The organism is Seohaeicola saemankumensis, assembly GCF_042678485.1.
Taxonomy (GTDB): domain Bacteria; phylum Pseudomonadota; class Alphaproteobacteria; order Rhodobacterales; family Rhodobacteraceae; genus Seohaeicola; species Seohaeicola saemankumensis.
In genome coordinates, this window is sequence record NZ_JBHTKR010000005.1 from 212743 (window position 1) to 225712 (window position 12970).

At 63.9% G+C, this 12970-nt stretch carries 16 protein-coding genes; 7 read left to right on the top strand and 9 right to left on the bottom strand.

Annotated elements, in window-relative coordinates; translation table 11 throughout:
* The first annotated feature begins 101 nt into the window (after positions 1-101).
* Together ACFQ3C_RS13305 and ACFQ3C_RS13310 are read left to right on the top strand one after the other, a co-directional pair.
* Complete coding sequence (locus ACFQ3C_RS13305; protein WP_380792685.1) at positions 102-1034, top strand: VOC family protein; 933 nt, start codon at positions 102-104, stop codon at positions 1032-1034.
* Positions 1027-1632 (top strand): alpha/beta hydrolase, encoded by a 606-nt coding sequence (locus ACFQ3C_RS13310; RefSeq protein WP_380792688.1) that lies wholly within the window; start codon positions 1027-1029, stop codon positions 1630-1632. Before ACFQ3C_RS13305 ends, ACFQ3C_RS13310 begins: the two co-directional genes overlap by 8 nt.
* Positions 1633-1719: 87 nt before the next feature.
* On the opposite strand, the gene ACFQ3C_RS13315 is transcribed toward ACFQ3C_RS13310, so the two are convergent.
* From ACFQ3C_RS13315 to ACFQ3C_RS13325, 3 genes are all read right to left on the bottom strand, one after another.
* Positions 1720-1890, bottom strand: coding sequence for a YdcH family protein (locus ACFQ3C_RS13315; protein ID WP_380792691.1), 171 nt, complete (start codon positions 1888-1890; stop codon positions 1720-1722).
* 129 nt (positions 1891-2019) lie between these two features.
* Complete coding sequence (locus tag ACFQ3C_RS13320) at positions 2020-2772, bottom strand: tRNA1(Val) (adenine(37)-N6)-methyltransferase (protein WP_380792694.1); 753 nt, start codon at positions 2770-2772, stop codon at positions 2020-2022.
* Positions 2765-2980: a putative signal transducing protein gene (locus ACFQ3C_RS13325; protein WP_380792697.1), complete on the bottom strand. Its 216-nt coding sequence runs from the start codon at positions 2978-2980 to the stop codon at positions 2765-2767. The genes ACFQ3C_RS13320 and ACFQ3C_RS13325 overlap by 8 nt, the downstream gene beginning before the upstream one ends.
* 55 nt (positions 2981-3035) lie before the next feature.
* On the opposite strand from ACFQ3C_RS13325, the gene ACFQ3C_RS13330 reads away from it, so the two are divergent.
* Positions 3036-4049 (top strand): polyprenyl synthetase family protein, encoded by a 1014-nt coding sequence (locus tag ACFQ3C_RS13330; protein WP_380792700.1) that lies wholly within the window; start codon positions 3036-3038, stop codon positions 4047-4049.
* A gap of 77 nt (positions 4050-4126) precedes the next feature.
* On the opposite strand, the gene ACFQ3C_RS13335 is transcribed toward ACFQ3C_RS13330, so the two are convergent.
* The 3 genes from ACFQ3C_RS13335 to ACFQ3C_RS13345 all read right to left on the bottom strand — a co-directional run bounded on the left by ACFQ3C_RS13335 (position 4127) and on the right by ACFQ3C_RS13345 (position 8508).
* Entirely contained in the window at positions 4127-4978 is an 852-nt protein-coding gene (locus tag ACFQ3C_RS13335; protein ID WP_380792703.1) for a 4-(cytidine 5'-diphospho)-2-C-methyl-D-erythritol kinase, read from the bottom strand.
* Positions 4968-6605 (bottom strand): tetratricopeptide repeat protein, encoded by a 1638-nt coding sequence (locus ACFQ3C_RS13340; protein ID WP_380792706.1) that lies wholly within the window; start codon positions 6603-6605, stop codon positions 4968-4970. Before ACFQ3C_RS13340 ends, ACFQ3C_RS13335 begins: the two co-directional genes overlap by 11 nt.
* A gap of 253 nt (positions 6606-6858) precedes the next feature.
* On the bottom strand, positions 6859-8508 hold the full coding sequence (locus ACFQ3C_RS13345; RefSeq protein WP_380792709.1) for an electron transfer flavoprotein-ubiquinone oxidoreductase: 1650 nt from the start codon (positions 8506-8508) through the stop codon (positions 6859-6861).
* 249 nt (positions 8509-8757) lie between these two features.
* On the opposite strand from ACFQ3C_RS13345, the gene greA reads away from it, so the two are divergent.
* From greA to ACFQ3C_RS13365, 4 genes are all read left to right on the top strand, one after another.
* A complete protein-coding gene (gene greA / locus ACFQ3C_RS13350; RefSeq protein WP_068286145.1) occupies positions 8758-9228 on the top strand; it encodes a transcription elongation factor GreA in 471 nt (156 codons plus the stop codon).
* A gap of 27 nt (positions 9229-9255) precedes the next feature.
* Positions 9256-10272 carry a hypothetical protein gene (locus tag ACFQ3C_RS13355; protein WP_380792713.1) on the top strand — a complete coding sequence of 339 codons (1017 nt, stop codon included), beginning with the start codon at positions 9256-9258 and terminating at the stop codon, positions 10270-10272.
* Between the two features lie 175 nt (positions 10273-10447).
* Positions 10448-11161 (top strand): AzlC family ABC transporter permease, encoded by a 714-nt coding sequence (locus ACFQ3C_RS13360; RefSeq protein ID WP_380792716.1) that lies wholly within the window; start codon positions 10448-10450, stop codon positions 11159-11161.
* A complete protein-coding gene (locus ACFQ3C_RS13365; RefSeq protein ID WP_380792719.1) occupies positions 11158-11496 on the top strand; it encodes an AzlD domain-containing protein in 339 nt (112 codons plus the stop codon). The genes ACFQ3C_RS13360 and ACFQ3C_RS13365 overlap by 4 nt, the downstream gene beginning before the upstream one ends.
* A 21-nt stretch (positions 11497-11517) precedes the next feature.
* On the opposite strand, the gene ACFQ3C_RS13370 is transcribed toward ACFQ3C_RS13365, so the two are convergent.
* The 3 genes from ACFQ3C_RS13370 to ACFQ3C_RS13380 all read right to left on the bottom strand — a co-directional run bounded on the left by ACFQ3C_RS13370 (position 11518) and on the right by ACFQ3C_RS13380 (position 12940).
* Positions 11518-12180, bottom strand: a complete 663-nt coding sequence (locus ACFQ3C_RS13370; protein ID WP_380792722.1) for a hypothetical protein — start codon at positions 12178-12180, stop codon at positions 11518-11520.
* Between the two features lie 40 nt (positions 12181-12220).
* Positions 12221-12355, bottom strand: coding sequence for an aa3-type cytochrome c oxidase subunit IV (locus tag ACFQ3C_RS13375; protein WP_380792725.1), 135 nt, complete (start codon positions 12353-12355; stop codon positions 12221-12223).
* A gap of 129 nt (positions 12356-12484) precedes the next feature.
* Positions 12485-12940, bottom strand: a complete 456-nt coding sequence (locus tag ACFQ3C_RS13380; RefSeq protein ID WP_380792728.1) for a DUF6173 family protein — start codon at positions 12938-12940, stop codon at positions 12485-12487.
* Positions 12941-12970: the final 30 nt, after the last annotated feature.

A 12970-nucleotide genomic window follows, 5' to 3' on the forward strand; every position in this document is an offset into this window, starting at 1 on the left:
GCGACATCGCCGCCATGTGCGATCCTGCACAGAATACGCGCCCGAATGCGCGTTTTCTGCGCGGCCATGCGGCGCATATTCTGCCGCAAAGGAGAATTGACATGCTGACCCAGATCAACGGACTGCACCATGTGACCTCGCTGGCCAGCGGGGCACAATCGAACAGTGATTTCTTCACCAAGACCCTCGGCCTGCGCCGCGTCAAGAAAACCGTGAATTTCGACGCGCCCGAGGTCTATCACCTCTACTACGGGGACGAGATGGGCACGCCCGGCTCGGTCATGACCTATTTCCCCTTCCCAGGTGCGCGCCGCGGCCGCCCCGGCGCGGGCGAGGTCAGCATCACGACCTTCGCGGTGCCCAAGGGATCGTTGCCCTTCTGGGCCGATCGCCTGGCCACCTTCGATGTCAAGAACATCAAGGCCGAAACCCGCTTCGGTGAAAACCGCCTGCGCTTTGACGGGCCGGACGGTGACGGCTTCGCCCTAGTCGAGGTCGAGGATGAGCGCACCCCCTGGGAAGGCCAGGGCGTCAGCGCCGAGCATGCGATCCGCGGCTTTCATTCCGCCGACATGCGCCTGCGCGATGCGGGTGCCAGCGCTGAACTGCTGCGCTTCATGGGCTATGAGAAGATCGACACCGAAGGCGATATCACCCGCTTCCGCGTACCCGCCGGAAATGGCGCCGATGTCGTGGATATCGAGACGCTGCCGGGTGCCGCCCCCGCCCAGCAGGGCGCAGGCTCGGTGCATCACCTTGCCTTTTCGGTCACCGACCGCAAGGCGCAGCTTGAGGTACGCAAGGCGCTTCTGGATACCGGCTGGCAGGTCACACCCGTGATCGATCGCGATTATTTCTGGGCGATCTATTTCCGTACACCCGGCGGCGTTCTGTTCGAAGTGGCAACGAACGAGCCCGGTTTCGACCGGGACGAGGATAGCGCGAACCTGGGCCAGGCCCTGAAACTTCCCCGCCAGCATGAACATCTGCGCGACGTTCTGGAAAGCCGTTACCTGGAGAAGATCCGTGACTGACGCGACCTATATCCATGCCACGACGCGGGGGCGCGCAGGTGCGCCCCTGCTGATGACCTTTCATGGCACCGGCGGCAATGAACATCAGTTCCATGGCTTTGCCGAAAGGCTGATCCCCGGCGCACATGTCGTCTCGCCGCGCGGTGACGTGCTTGAGGGCGGGATGAGCCGCTATTTCCGCCGCACCGGGGAAGGCGTCTATGACATGGCCGACCTGGAACAGCGCCGCGAGAAAATGGCGCGCTTCATGCTGGACCAGAAAGCGCGTACCGGGTCCAGCCATCTGGCGGGCCTGGGCTATTCCAACGGGGCCAATATCCTGATGGCCGTGGCGCTGGTCCATCCCGACCTGGTGGACCGGATGGTGCTGATGCATCCGCTGATCCCGTGGTCACCCGAACCGCAACCCGGCCTTGCCGGGCGCCGCATCCTGATCACCGCAGGCAAGCGCGATCCGATCTGCCCCGCGCCGATGACCCAGGCCCTTGCCGATTATCTTGTGGATCAGGGCGCCGAGGTGACGCTGGAATGGCACGCCGGCGGGCATGAGATCACCCAAGGAGAGGTTCAGGCCGTGACGGATTTCATGGCCGGCTGACCAAGGCCACAATGAAAAGGCCAGCCGGTTGCACGGCTGGCCTTGCCCCTGTGTTGCAAGGGGGCTTTTCCTGTCATTTCCGGGAGTTCAGGCGTTAGCGCTCAAACGCTCGATTTCTTCTTTCAGGCGAAGCTTCTGTTTCTTGAGAGTGGCAATTTCGGCGGTGCTGATGCCCGGGGCGCGCTGCGCCTCTTCAACCTTTTCCGAGAGCGTGCGGTGTTTCTTCTTCAGTTCTTCGACATGGGAACTCAAGCTCATGGGCAGTCTCCTCTCCAATGTAACAACTACAAGACAAGTGCATCACAGATTCGTCTACAAGTCACGCTGCGCCCGCAGCATCCGGCAAAGAATTTCCAACGCATTTGATACAGCGCAGGGTGGCGCCACTCAAAACGGCAGGGCCGCGCCGTCCCGCAGCACAGAGGTGACCAGCGCGGTATAGTCGTCGCGGTCCCCGTCATGGGTGGCCCCTTCGTGCATCAGCACCGGATCCAGCAGCCGGAACGCGGCGCGCCCGCCCTTGCGGCCACGGATCAGCACCAGCTGTGCCGCACGCCCCCGGCGCGGCGCAAAGGGCAGCACCTCGACCGATCCCAGCCGCTGCGTCATCACCGCGATCAACTCGGGCAAACGCTCCGCCCGCTGGATGAATGTCACGTGACCCCCATCGACAACCCGGCGCGCGGCAACCTCTACCCAGTCGGCCAGGGCGGTGCCCTCACCAAGGGCCGTTTCGCGCCCCTTGTCGCGTGCTGGCATGCTCCGGTCTCGCTGGAAATAGGGCGGGTTGGCGATCACATGATCGAATTGCCGCTGGCGCAAGCTGCCGGGAAGATGTGTCAGATCGGCGGTTTCCACATGCAGCGCATGACCCGTCTGCGCGGCATTGCGCCGCGCCAGGTAGGCATAATCGGCCTGGATCTCGACCCCGGCCAGATCCAGCCCCGCCACCCGCGCCGCCAGACACAGCGATGCAACGCCCACGCCGCAACCCAGCTCCAGCACCGACTGGCCCGCGCGCGCCGGCACCGAGGCGGCCAGCAGGACCGGATCAACACCGGCCCGATAGCCTTGCCGAGGTTGCAGGATCATCAGCCGCCCGCCCAGAAAGGCATCGCGGCTCAGGTCCGCCTCATCCATCGGGACCCATGCCATTATCTATGATCACCCGCAGGGCGGCGTCATAATCGTCCGCATGCACCATCAGGCGGCGCGGCAGGATACCGATACTGCCTTCAAGGACGCTCATGTTTACGTCGATTTCAAAGCAGTCTATACCCTCGCCCTGAAGCAGGGATATCGCCATCGCCATCGAGACCGGATTGTTGGTGCGCATCAGCTGTTTCATAAAGGGCAGATAAGAGCATGGTGTGCGATTTGTCGACCCGTGCAGCAGGGAAAACATGAGCCTCGACCGCGCCACGGCAACCGCCGCCACCAAACCGCATGAACTTCTGGCCAACCACCTTGCCGCAGGCATGGAGGCGGTCAATGCGCTGATCGCAGAGCGTATGGCCTCGGAACATGCGCCGCGCATTCCGCAGGTCACGGCGCATCTGGTGGGTGCCGGCGGCAAGCGCCTGCGCCCGATGCTGACCCTCGCCGCGGCCGAGCTTTGCGGCTATGATGGCCCCTTCCACGTGCATCTGGCGGCGACCGTGGAATTCATTCACACGGCCACGCTGCTGCATGACGATGTCGTGGACGAAAGCGCGCAACGGCGCGGCCGGCCCACGGCGAACCTGCTGTGGGACAACAAGTCATCGGTTCTGGTGGGCGATTACCTCTTTGCCCGTGCCTTCCAGCTGATGGTGGAACCGGGCAATCTGCGGGTGCTGGAAATCCTGTCCAATGCCGCCGCCACCATCGCCGAGGGTGAGGTGCTGCAACTCAGCGCGGCACAGGATCTCAAGACAGATGAAGGCATCTACCTCAAGGTGGTACGCGGCAAGACGGCTGCGCTGTTTTCCGCCGCAACCGAAGCGGGCGGCGTCCTGGCCGGGGCAGACCCGGCGCAGGTGCAGGCGCTGTTCGATTATGGCGATGCCCTTGGGATTGCCTTCCAGATCGTCGATGACCTGCTGGATTACGAGGGCGACAGCGGCGCGACCGGCAAGAATGTCGGTGACGACTTCCGCGAACGCAAGCTGACCCTGCCCGTGATCAAGGCCGTGGCGCTGGCCACCCCCGAAGAACGCGCCTTCTGGTCGCGCACCATCGAAAAGGGCGATCAGCACGAGGGCGATCTGGATCATGCCATCACCCTCATGCGCCATCATGGCACGCTTGTGGCGACGCGCCGCGATGCGCTGGACTGGGCCGACCGCGCCAAGGGCGCGATGGAGACCCTGCCTGATCATCCGCTGCGTCAGATGTTGGTGGATCTGGCCGATTACGTGGTCGCCCGTCTGCGCTGAGCCCGCGCTGCCTTGCGTTTCTTCTTGCCTTAAATATCCCCGCCGGAGGCATCTGCCCCCGCGGCAAAGGGCAACGCCTAGCGCAGGCGCACGGCCCGCACCCACCACCCCGGCCGCGCCAGCGATGTGGCGGCAAGGCCCGCGGCCTGTGCATCGGCATAAAGCCCGAAACAGGTCGCACCCGATCCCGACATCCGCGCCAGAAGGCAGCCATCCGTCGCGGCAATCGCCGCGATCACCTGCCCCACGACGGGTGCGGCGGCAATGGCCGCGGCCTGCATGTCATTGCGCTGCCCTGCCAGCCAACCGGCAAGCGTTGCGGCATCGCCCCACACCGGCAGCACCGCAGGCATCGGCGGGTTGTCCTTGCGCGCAAGGCTGCGAAAGATCGTGGCGGTCGACACGGCCACACCGGGATTGACCAGAACAGCATGCAGCGGGGGCAGATCCTCGACCGGGTCCACCTGCTCGCCGATCCCGCGCATCCGCGCGGCCCGCGCCCGCAGGCAGACCGGCACATCCGCCCCCAGCGACAGACCCTGATCTGTGGGCAGACCCATGTCAGGCCGCAAAGCCACGATCCCGCGCAGCACCGCCGCAGCATCCGCCGATCCGCCACCGATCCCCGCCGCCGCAGGCAGGTGCTTGTCCAGCCGGATATCAAGCGCAACGCCCATGCTGGCGGCTGCGCGCAACACAAGGTTCTCGGGGCCCGTGGGCACAGCCTGCGCCATCGGCCCCGCCACATGCAGCGCAGGCGCATCCGCCGGTGTCAGCGTCAGGCGGTCGCCCAGATCGGCAAAGACCACCAGACTATCCAGCAAGTGATAGCCATCGGCGCGCTGTCCGGTGACATGCAGTGTCAGGTTGATCTTGGCCGGGGCCAGCTCCTCATGGCGGCCCTTGGGCACGCCATCGTCAGTTGCCATTCGCGACCTGTTTCAGGGGGGCGGCACCTTCTTCGGCAAGCACCGCATCCAACCCGACCTCAAGCTTGCGGCGGATACGGGTTGCATCCTTCTCCTCGGGATCAAAGGACAGCGCGCGGGTCCACTGGAAACGCGCCTCGCGGAAGCGCCCCACGGACCACAGGACATCGCCAAGGTGATCGTTCACGATCGGATCCACCGGCATCAGTTCGGCCGCGCGTTCCATGTGCACGATGGCTTCCTCGTAGCGGCCAAGCCGGTAGAGCACCCAGCCAAGGCTGTCCACGATATAGCCACTGTCGGGACGCGCCGCGACAGCGCGTTCGATCATGTCGAGCGCCTCGTCCAGCTTCATCTGCTTTTCCACCAGGGAATACCCCAGGTAGTTCAGAACCTGCGGCTGATCGGGGTTCAGATCCAGCGCCTTGCGGAAATCGGCCTCGGCCTTGTCCCAGTTGTCCTGGCGTTCATGCGCGATGGCACGGGCGTAATGGATGAACCACTGGCTTTGATCTTCGGCAGGGTAAAGCGCCAGCGCCTTGTCATAGGCGGTCACCGCATCCGCGAACCGCTCCATCTGGCGCATCAGATCGCCCAGGGTCACATGGACGATGGCCAGGTCCGCATGGCTGCGCACCAGCTGTTCCAGCACCTCGACCGCGGCATCGACGCGGTCCAGACGGCGCAGCGCCTCGGCGCGGCCAAGTTCGGCGGCATGAAAGGACGGATCACTGGCGGGCACCTGCCTGTAGGTCTCGACCGCCAGTTCAAAGCGTTCCATCGATTCCAGAAGCGAGGCGGTCATCAGCAGCGCATCGGTATGTTCGGGCCGCAGATAGGTGGCGACGCGGGCATAGAGCAGGGTATATTCATCCCCGGCCTCGCGGCGCAGGAAGGCCGAGACCGAGAAATAGACCTCGGCGATACCGTCCACCGGATCGCCGATCAGGGTGAAGGGCAGCACTTCGTCGTTGGCCAGCGCGACGCGCATCGCGGCCAGGGCCGGGTCAAGATCGGTGCCGAACATCTCGTCCAGCAGAGCCACGGCATCGGCGTCACGATCCAGCTGGCTGAGGATCTGCGCCCTCGCAATCGCGGCCCGGCGGGTCAGCAGCAAGGGGCCAGCCGCATCCGAGGCCATCAGCGCCTCTGCCCCCTCGAAATCGCCCACCATCGCAAGCGCAAGCGCCTTGTGATAGCTGGCGAAGGGACCAAGCCCCGGCTGGTTTGCCAGATCGTCAAAAGACTTGAGGGCGGCGGACACATCGCCCTTGCCCATATGCGCCCAGGCGGTCGTCAGCCCATCGACAAGCGGGCCGGTGCCGCGCCCGTCAGCCATCCGGGACAGCAGCGCCTCGAAATTACCGGACTTCGCCTCGGTGGCGCCAAGGATCATGCTGGCGATCTGGCTTTCCAGCCCCTCGGCCTCCATCCGCTGCGCGATCGGCAGCGCGCGGTCCAGATCACCCAGCGACAGAAAGGACAGCGCCGCGTTTTCCAGGATCATCGGGTTCGCCGGATCGCGTGTCAGGGCCAGTGTGAAATATTCTGCCGCAGACCTGTAGTCGCCCATCAGCACGGCTTGGCGCGCGGCCAGGTAAGCACCGGTATTCGGTTCGGCCCGCACCGGGGCGCCTCCAACCAGAAGGGCGGTCCATACCGCCAGGGCCAGTGATCGTCCTGCCCAAATCCTGCCCGCCAATACCTTGCCTCCCGGTTGATGCCAGCCTGTTCTGCGGGCCGCGCCCGAGCAGACCTTGTGGCCTTTTGTCAAAACCTAACGCTTCTGCCGCCAAACGCAATGAGAGGCGGCAATTCGCCGCCTCTCTGATCAGGTTTCCGCCGTAAAACGCGCCATTCGCGCCCCTTGCGGACAGGTGTCACATGTTGGGGTAGTTCGGCCCGTCGCCACCCTGCGGGGTGGCCCAGTTGATATTCTGGCTGGGATCCTTGATGTCACAGGTCTTGCAGTGCACGCAGTTCTGGAAGTTGATCACGAAACGCGGATCCTTGCCTTCCTCTGCGACCACCTCGTAGACGCCAGCCGGGCAATAGCGCTGCGCGGGTTCGTCATATTTCGGCAAGTTGACCGCGATCGGCACGGACGCATCGCGCAGTTGCAGATGGCACGGCTGGCTTTCCTCGTGATTGGTCATTGAGAAGCTGACATTGGTCAGACGATCGAAGGACAGCTTGCCGTCGGGCTTGGGATAGGCGATCGGCTTGTGCTTGTCGGCAGGCTCGGTCGCGGCGGCATCGGTCTTGCCATGGCCCAGCGTGCCGAACAGCGAAAAGCCAAGCGTGTTGGTCCACATGTCCATGCCACCCAGCGCAAGGCTGGCGGTCAGGCCGTATTTCGACCAGAGCGGTTTGACGTTGCGTACTTTCTTGAGGTCTTTTCCGATCGCGCCAGTCCGCACCTCGGTCTCATAGGCGGTCAGTTCGTCGCTGGAACGCCCCGCCGTGATCGCCTCGAACGCGGCTTCCGCCGCCGCCTTGCCCGACAGCATGGCATTATGGTTGCCCTTGATGCGCGGCACGTTGACCATGCCGACCGAACAGCCCAGCAGCGCCACGCCCGGCGCCACCATCTTGGGCATCGACTGATACCCGCCCTCGGAAATCGCGCGCGCGCCGTAAGCCACGCGCTTGCCGCCCTTCAGAAGCTCGGCCACCATCGGGTGATGCTTGAAGCGCTGGAATTCCATGTAGGGGAACAGATGCGGGTTCTTGTAATTCAGGTGCACCACGAAACCCACGTAGACCTGGTTGTTCTCGAGGTGATAGATGAACGACCCGCCGCCCGCATTGGCGCCCAGCGGCCAGCCCATCGTATGGGTCACGGTGCCGATCCGGTGCTTTGCGGGGTCGATTTCCCAGATTTCCTTCATGCCAAGGCCGAATTTCTGCGGCTCCTTGCCTTTGGACAGATCGTATTTCGCGATCACTTCCTTGGCCAGCGACCCGCGCACACCTTCGGACAGGAAAACATATTTGCCGTGCAGCTCCATCCCCGGCTCATAGGCATCGCCCATCGACCCGTCGGGGTTGCGGCCGAATTCGCCCGCGACCACGCCCTTGACCTCGCCAGCGTCGCCGTAAACCAGCGCGGAACAGGACATGCCGGGGAAAATCTCGACCCCCAGCGCCTCGGCCTGTTCGGCCATCCAGCGGCAGACATTACCCATCGACACGATATAATTGCCGTGGTTGTTCATCAGCGGCGGCATCGGCCAGTTGGGGATGCGGATCTCGCCCGCCTCGCCCAGCATGTAGAAATTGTCCTCGGTCACAGGCACGTTCAGCGGCGCGCCCTTGGCTTTCCAGTCAGGGATCAGCGCATCCAGACCGCAGGGGTCCAGCACCGCGCCAGACAGGATATGCGCGCCCACTTCCGAGCCTTTTTCCAGAACGACCACGTTCAGGTCGGCATCCAGCTGCTTCAGCCGGATCGCCGCCGACAGGCCCGCGGGACCCGCGCCCACGATGACGACATCATATTCCATGGTTTCGCGTGTGATATCCGACATGGCAGGCCCCTTCCGACAGTGCGCGCAATAAAATTGCCGCGATGGTTACCGCGCCGCAGCATTGCACGTCAATCGCGACACGACGTTACATGCGCCGAAAGCGCTGTTCAGGGGCAGATTGGCACTGTTGCGCCGCATCATGGCTTCGACTATTGCAATGCCTGTGCGCCCTGGGGCAGGGTGTAGCGCACCGAGGCGCAATTGCAAACCCGACCCCTTCCCGCAGACCAGTTAGACGGAACCCGTTCGATGGAAAAGATACCCATGACCCGCGCAGGTCACGCAGCACTTGAGGCCGAGTTGAAACAGCTCAAATCCGTCGAGCGTCCCGCCATCATCAAGGCGATTGCCGAAGCGCGCGAGCATGGTGACCTGTCCGAGAACGCGGAATATCATTCGGCGCGCGAAAAGCAGTCCTTCATCGAAGGCCGCATCAAGGAGCTTGAGGGTATCATTTCGCTGGCCGAGGTGATCGACCCCAAATCCCTGTCCGGCGCGATCAAGTTCGGTGCGACCGTGACGCTTGTGGATGAGGATACGGACGAGGAAAAGACCTGGCAGATCGTTGGCGAACATGAGGCCAGCATCGAAAAAGGGCTGCTCAACATCCGCTCGCCCATCGCGCGTGCCCTGATCGGCAAGGATGAGGGCGATTCCGTCGAGGTGCGTACACCGGGCGGTGAGAAGTCTTACGAGATTGTAAAGATCGCCTATATCTGACCCGTTTTTGCAGGGAATAACTGGCTCATGGTCGGCAAGAACGACGGCAAATCGACTCCGCTCGGGATCTATGACCGTGCGCGCACGGCGCAGATCACCTCGGTCGAGGTGGTCGCGGTCGCCTTGTCATTCGTCTGGCTGATTCTCTGCGGGCTGTTTTTCATGCTGGTCCCGGCAGCAGACGCGCCGGACGAAAGTGGCGCGCTGCGGTTCATGATGACCATGCTGGCGATTTTCATGCCCGTGGCGATGATCTGGGTGTCCGCCACCGCGGCGCGGGCCAGCCGCGTGATGCGCGAGGAAAGCCAGCGCCTGCAGGCCGCCATCGACGCGATCCGCCAGGCCTATGTGGCGCAGTCACAGGGCCGCGCCCTGGGGACCGAACCCTCTGTCGCCCGCAAGCTGGACGAAATCGCCGCCGCCACCCGAAAGACGGAAACCGAACTGGCCAAGTTCACCTCAAGCCGCGCGCAGGCAACGCCCCTGCGCCCCCGGCCCGAGGCACAGGCAAAAGCCACGGCCGAAGATCAGGCCGCGCTGCCGCTGGGAACCCCAGCCGAGGAAATCGGGCCGCCCCTGTCGCGCGAGGATTTCATCCGGGCCCTGAACTTCCCCGAAACCGCCGAGGACGAGGCCGGATTTGCCGCCCTGAGGAAGGCCTTGCGCGACCGTCAGGCGGCGCAGCTTGTCCAGGCCAGCCAGGATGTGCTGACGCTGCTGTCGCAGGATGGCATCTATATGGACGACCTGCGCCCCGACATGGCCCGCCCCGAGATCTGGCGTCGTTTCGCCGGGGGCGAAAGGGGCCGCGCCATCGCGGCGCTGGGCGGCATCAGGGACCGCTCCTCGCTGGCGCTGACCGTCGGGCGCATGAAGCAGGACCCGATCTTTCGCGATGCGGCCCATCACTTCCTGCGCCGCTTCGACAAGATGTTCACCGAATTTGAACGCGATGCGACGGATGCCGAGATCTCGGACCTGTCCAACACCCGCACGGCCCGCGCCTTCATGCTGCTGGGCCGGGTCGCGGGCATCTTCGACTGACCCCGGGGCAGGCAACGTGGCGGTGCTGTCCGGTGATCCCGCGCTGTGCCGCCCCGCGCGCGCCTTTTGCCCGCTACGGCCGGCCGCCAGCGCCTCCTGCCCCTGCTCTATCGGCAATTGAATCTCCTCCAAGCACGCCTTAGGGGTGTGTCACGTCCTGATCCAAAGGCCCATGATGACCGTCACCACCCCACATTCCGCCTATTGGGAAGGCGTCCGCGACGGGCTGCCCTTCATCCTGGTCGTTGCGCCATTTGCGCTGCTGTTCGGTGTCGTCGCGACCGAGGCGGGCCTGAACGTCTGGGAAACGCTGGCCTTTTCGGTGGTCGTGATTGCGGGTGCGGCGCAATTCACCGCGCTGCAACTCATGCAGGAAAACGCGCCCACGGTGATTGTCCTTGCCTCGGCGCTGGCGGTGAACCTGCGGATGGCGATGTATTCCGCCTCGCTGACGCCGCATCTGGGGGCCACACCGCTCTGGCAGCGGGCACTGGCCGCCTATGTGATGGTCGATCAATCCTATGCCTGTTCGATCCTGGCCTATGAGCGCAATCACGACTGGACGCCCCGGCAAAAGATGGCCTTCTATTTTGGCGCCGTCACCCCGGTCATCCCGGTGTGGTACGCCATGACCGTCGCCGGTGCGCTGATCGGATCGTCGATGCCGGCAGGGCTGGCACTGGATTTCGCGGTGCCCATCACCTTCATCGCGATGATCGCCCCCGCGCTGCGTACACTGGCGCACAAGGCCGCGGCCATCGCATCCGTGGTGCTGGCGCTTGGCTTTGCCTTCGTGCCCTTCAACCTTGGCCTGATCATCGCGGGGATCGGCGGCATGATGGTGGGCGCACAGGTCGAACTCTGGATGGAACGGAGGGTGCGGGCATGACCGATCCGATCATCGCCAAAGGGACGCTCTGGACCGTGATCATCCTGCTGGGGCTTGGCAGTTTCGCGCTGCGCTTCGCCTTCCTGGGGCTGATCGGCAACCGCCCCATGCCCGACTGGATCATGCGCCATCTGCGCTATACCGCCGTGGCGGTCCTGCCCGGCCTGGTCGCACCGCTGGTGGTCTGGCCGAATGCCACGGACGGGGTGCTGGACATGCCGCGCCTGATGGCGGCGCTGACCACATTGACCGTCGGCTATCTGACCAAGAACGTACTGGCCGCGATCTTTTCCGGCGCGGGCATGCTGTATCTGATGCTCTACCTGCTGGGCTGAACTGGCGCGACGCGCCCGGCCTTATTCGGCCTTGTCTGCGTCCTGTGCCGCGCGCGAGGCTTTCACACGGTCTGGATCGAAGGATTCCAGCGCCTTGAACCTGTCAGCATCGTCATATTCGTAAAGCCGCTGTGTCGTCGCGCCAGGCAGGCTGCCGAATTGATCGGCCAGCTGGTTGGGAAACCATGTCGTGCGAATCGCGCCGTCAAGTCCGGGCACATCCCGCAACAGGCTTGAGGTGCTGAGCGCGCATTGCGCGCGCGGGACAGGCCCCGCGACAAGGATGCGGCGCAGCACCTCCTCGGCGACCTCGGGCGACACCTCGACCTGCTGCACGATCACATGAAACGTCTCGCGCGCATGAAAGCGGGTATAGGTGTCTTCCATCACCGGGGTCACGCCATAGACCACGTCATTCTTGGTCGCGATGCGCGGATGCCGGAACGATCCCGCCGGATCGAAGATGACCCGCTGGCTGGCATTGACCATCAAGGAGGTATGCGCCCCAGACCCGTTGGAATTGTTGACCATCGTGTAAAGGGTCAGCGACGGCGGCCCATCGTGACGATAGACCTGGGCCGCGATCTGGTCATCGGGCAGCGACTGGGAAGGCTGCGGCTGCGGCGCGCAAGCCCCCATCGCGGCGACAAGGCCAAAGGCCAGCAGGATGCGTGACACTGACATCAGTAACCCCTGAAAGCCTGACTGCCCGAAAAACTTCAGATCAGCTGTTGACCAGCGCCATGAACAGCAGGATGCCGATGATCGCGATAATGGACCGGATGGTGAAGGTTACAAAGCCCTCAAAGGTCTTTTCCTGCACGTCAACGTTCATCTCGCCATGCTTGTGTTCGGCCATCGGTGTCTTCCTCTGCTTGCGGTTCCCGTGCCCTGCGGGCACCTGTCAGGCCAGCGGATACCGTAATTTTTTCCGCATGTCATCCAGTCAAAACGGCGCAGAGGGGCGAAATTCGCGCGCCGTGACGCCTCAGCCCTTGTCCAGCCGCCGCGCCAGCCGGAAACCGATGCGCTTGGGCGGCTCTGCCTCGGCCGACTTGGGCATGGCCTGCAGAATCACGCTCAGCTGGCTGACATGCTGGATCAGCTGGGTCTGCACGCCGGCCTCATCCGTGCCGTAGAAGGTCAGGATATCGGGGTCGAAAAATCCCATCCCCTCGATCTGCAGGATACCGGCCTCGCTGCCCGCGAATCCCATGGCCACCTCGTGCTGGTTGTCCAGCTGCTCCTCGAACTCCTGGATGTAGATCACAAGCCGCTCATAGGCCCACTCGGCCTCGCTCTTGTTCTCAGGATCGACCGAATCCAGATCCTGAATGACCTTGTCGATGGCGGCCTCATCGGCATCGGCGCGAAGATCGCAGCGGCGCGGGATCACCGGATCACGCTCGTTCGATTCCGCCACGGTGCTGATCTTGGTTTCCATCGCTGCCCCCCCTTCCGGACCGAACGGGGG

Coding starts and splice junctions, on each gene's coding strand:
- ACFQ3C_RS13360 (WP_380792716.1), top strand. CDS start 10,448: ATGACCGTCACCACCCCACATTCCGCCTATTGGGAAGGCGTCCGCGAC.
- ACFQ3C_RS13375 (WP_380792725.1), bottom strand. CDS start 12,355: ATGGCCGAACACAAGCATGGCGAGATGAACGTTGACGTGCAGGAAAAG.
- ACFQ3C_RS13335 (WP_380792703.1), bottom strand. CDS start 4,978: ATGGCAACTGACGATGGCGTGCCCAAGGGCCGCCATGAGGAGCTGGCC.
- ACFQ3C_RS13355 (WP_380792713.1), top strand. CDS start 9,256: ATGGTCGGCAAGAACGACGGCAAATCGACTCCGCTCGGGATCTATGAC.
- greA (WP_068286145.1), top strand. CDS start 8,758: ATGGAAAAGATACCCATGACCCGCGCAGGTCACGCAGCACTTGAGGCC.
- ACFQ3C_RS13370 (WP_380792722.1), bottom strand. CDS start 12,180: ATGTCAGTGTCACGCATCCTGCTGGCCTTTGGCCTTGTCGCCGCGATG.
- ACFQ3C_RS13325 (WP_380792697.1), bottom strand. CDS start 2,980: ATGAAACAGCTGATGCGCACCAACAATCCGGTCTCGATGGCGATGGCG.
- ACFQ3C_RS13315 (WP_380792691.1), bottom strand. CDS start 1,890: ATGAGCTTGAGTTCCCATGTCGAAGAACTGAAGAAGAAACACCGCACG.
- ACFQ3C_RS13320 (WP_380792694.1), bottom strand. CDS start 2,772: ATGGATGAGGCGGACCTGAGCCGCGATGCCTTTCTGGGCGGGCGGCTG.
- ACFQ3C_RS13365 (WP_380792719.1), top strand. CDS start 11,158: ATGACCGATCCGATCATCGCCAAAGGGACGCTCTGGACCGTGATCATC.
- ACFQ3C_RS13305 (WP_380792685.1), top strand. CDS start 102: ATGCTGACCCAGATCAACGGACTGCACCATGTGACCTCGCTGGCCAGC.
- ACFQ3C_RS13345 (WP_380792709.1), bottom strand. CDS start 8,508: ATGTCGGATATCACACGCGAAACCATGGAATATGATGTCGTCATCGTG.
- ACFQ3C_RS13380 (WP_380792728.1), bottom strand. CDS start 12,940: ATGGAAACCAAGATCAGCACCGTGGCGGAATCGAACGAGCGTGATCCG.
- ACFQ3C_RS13330 (WP_380792700.1), top strand. CDS start 3,036: ATGAGCCTCGACCGCGCCACGGCAACCGCCGCCACCAAACCGCATGAA.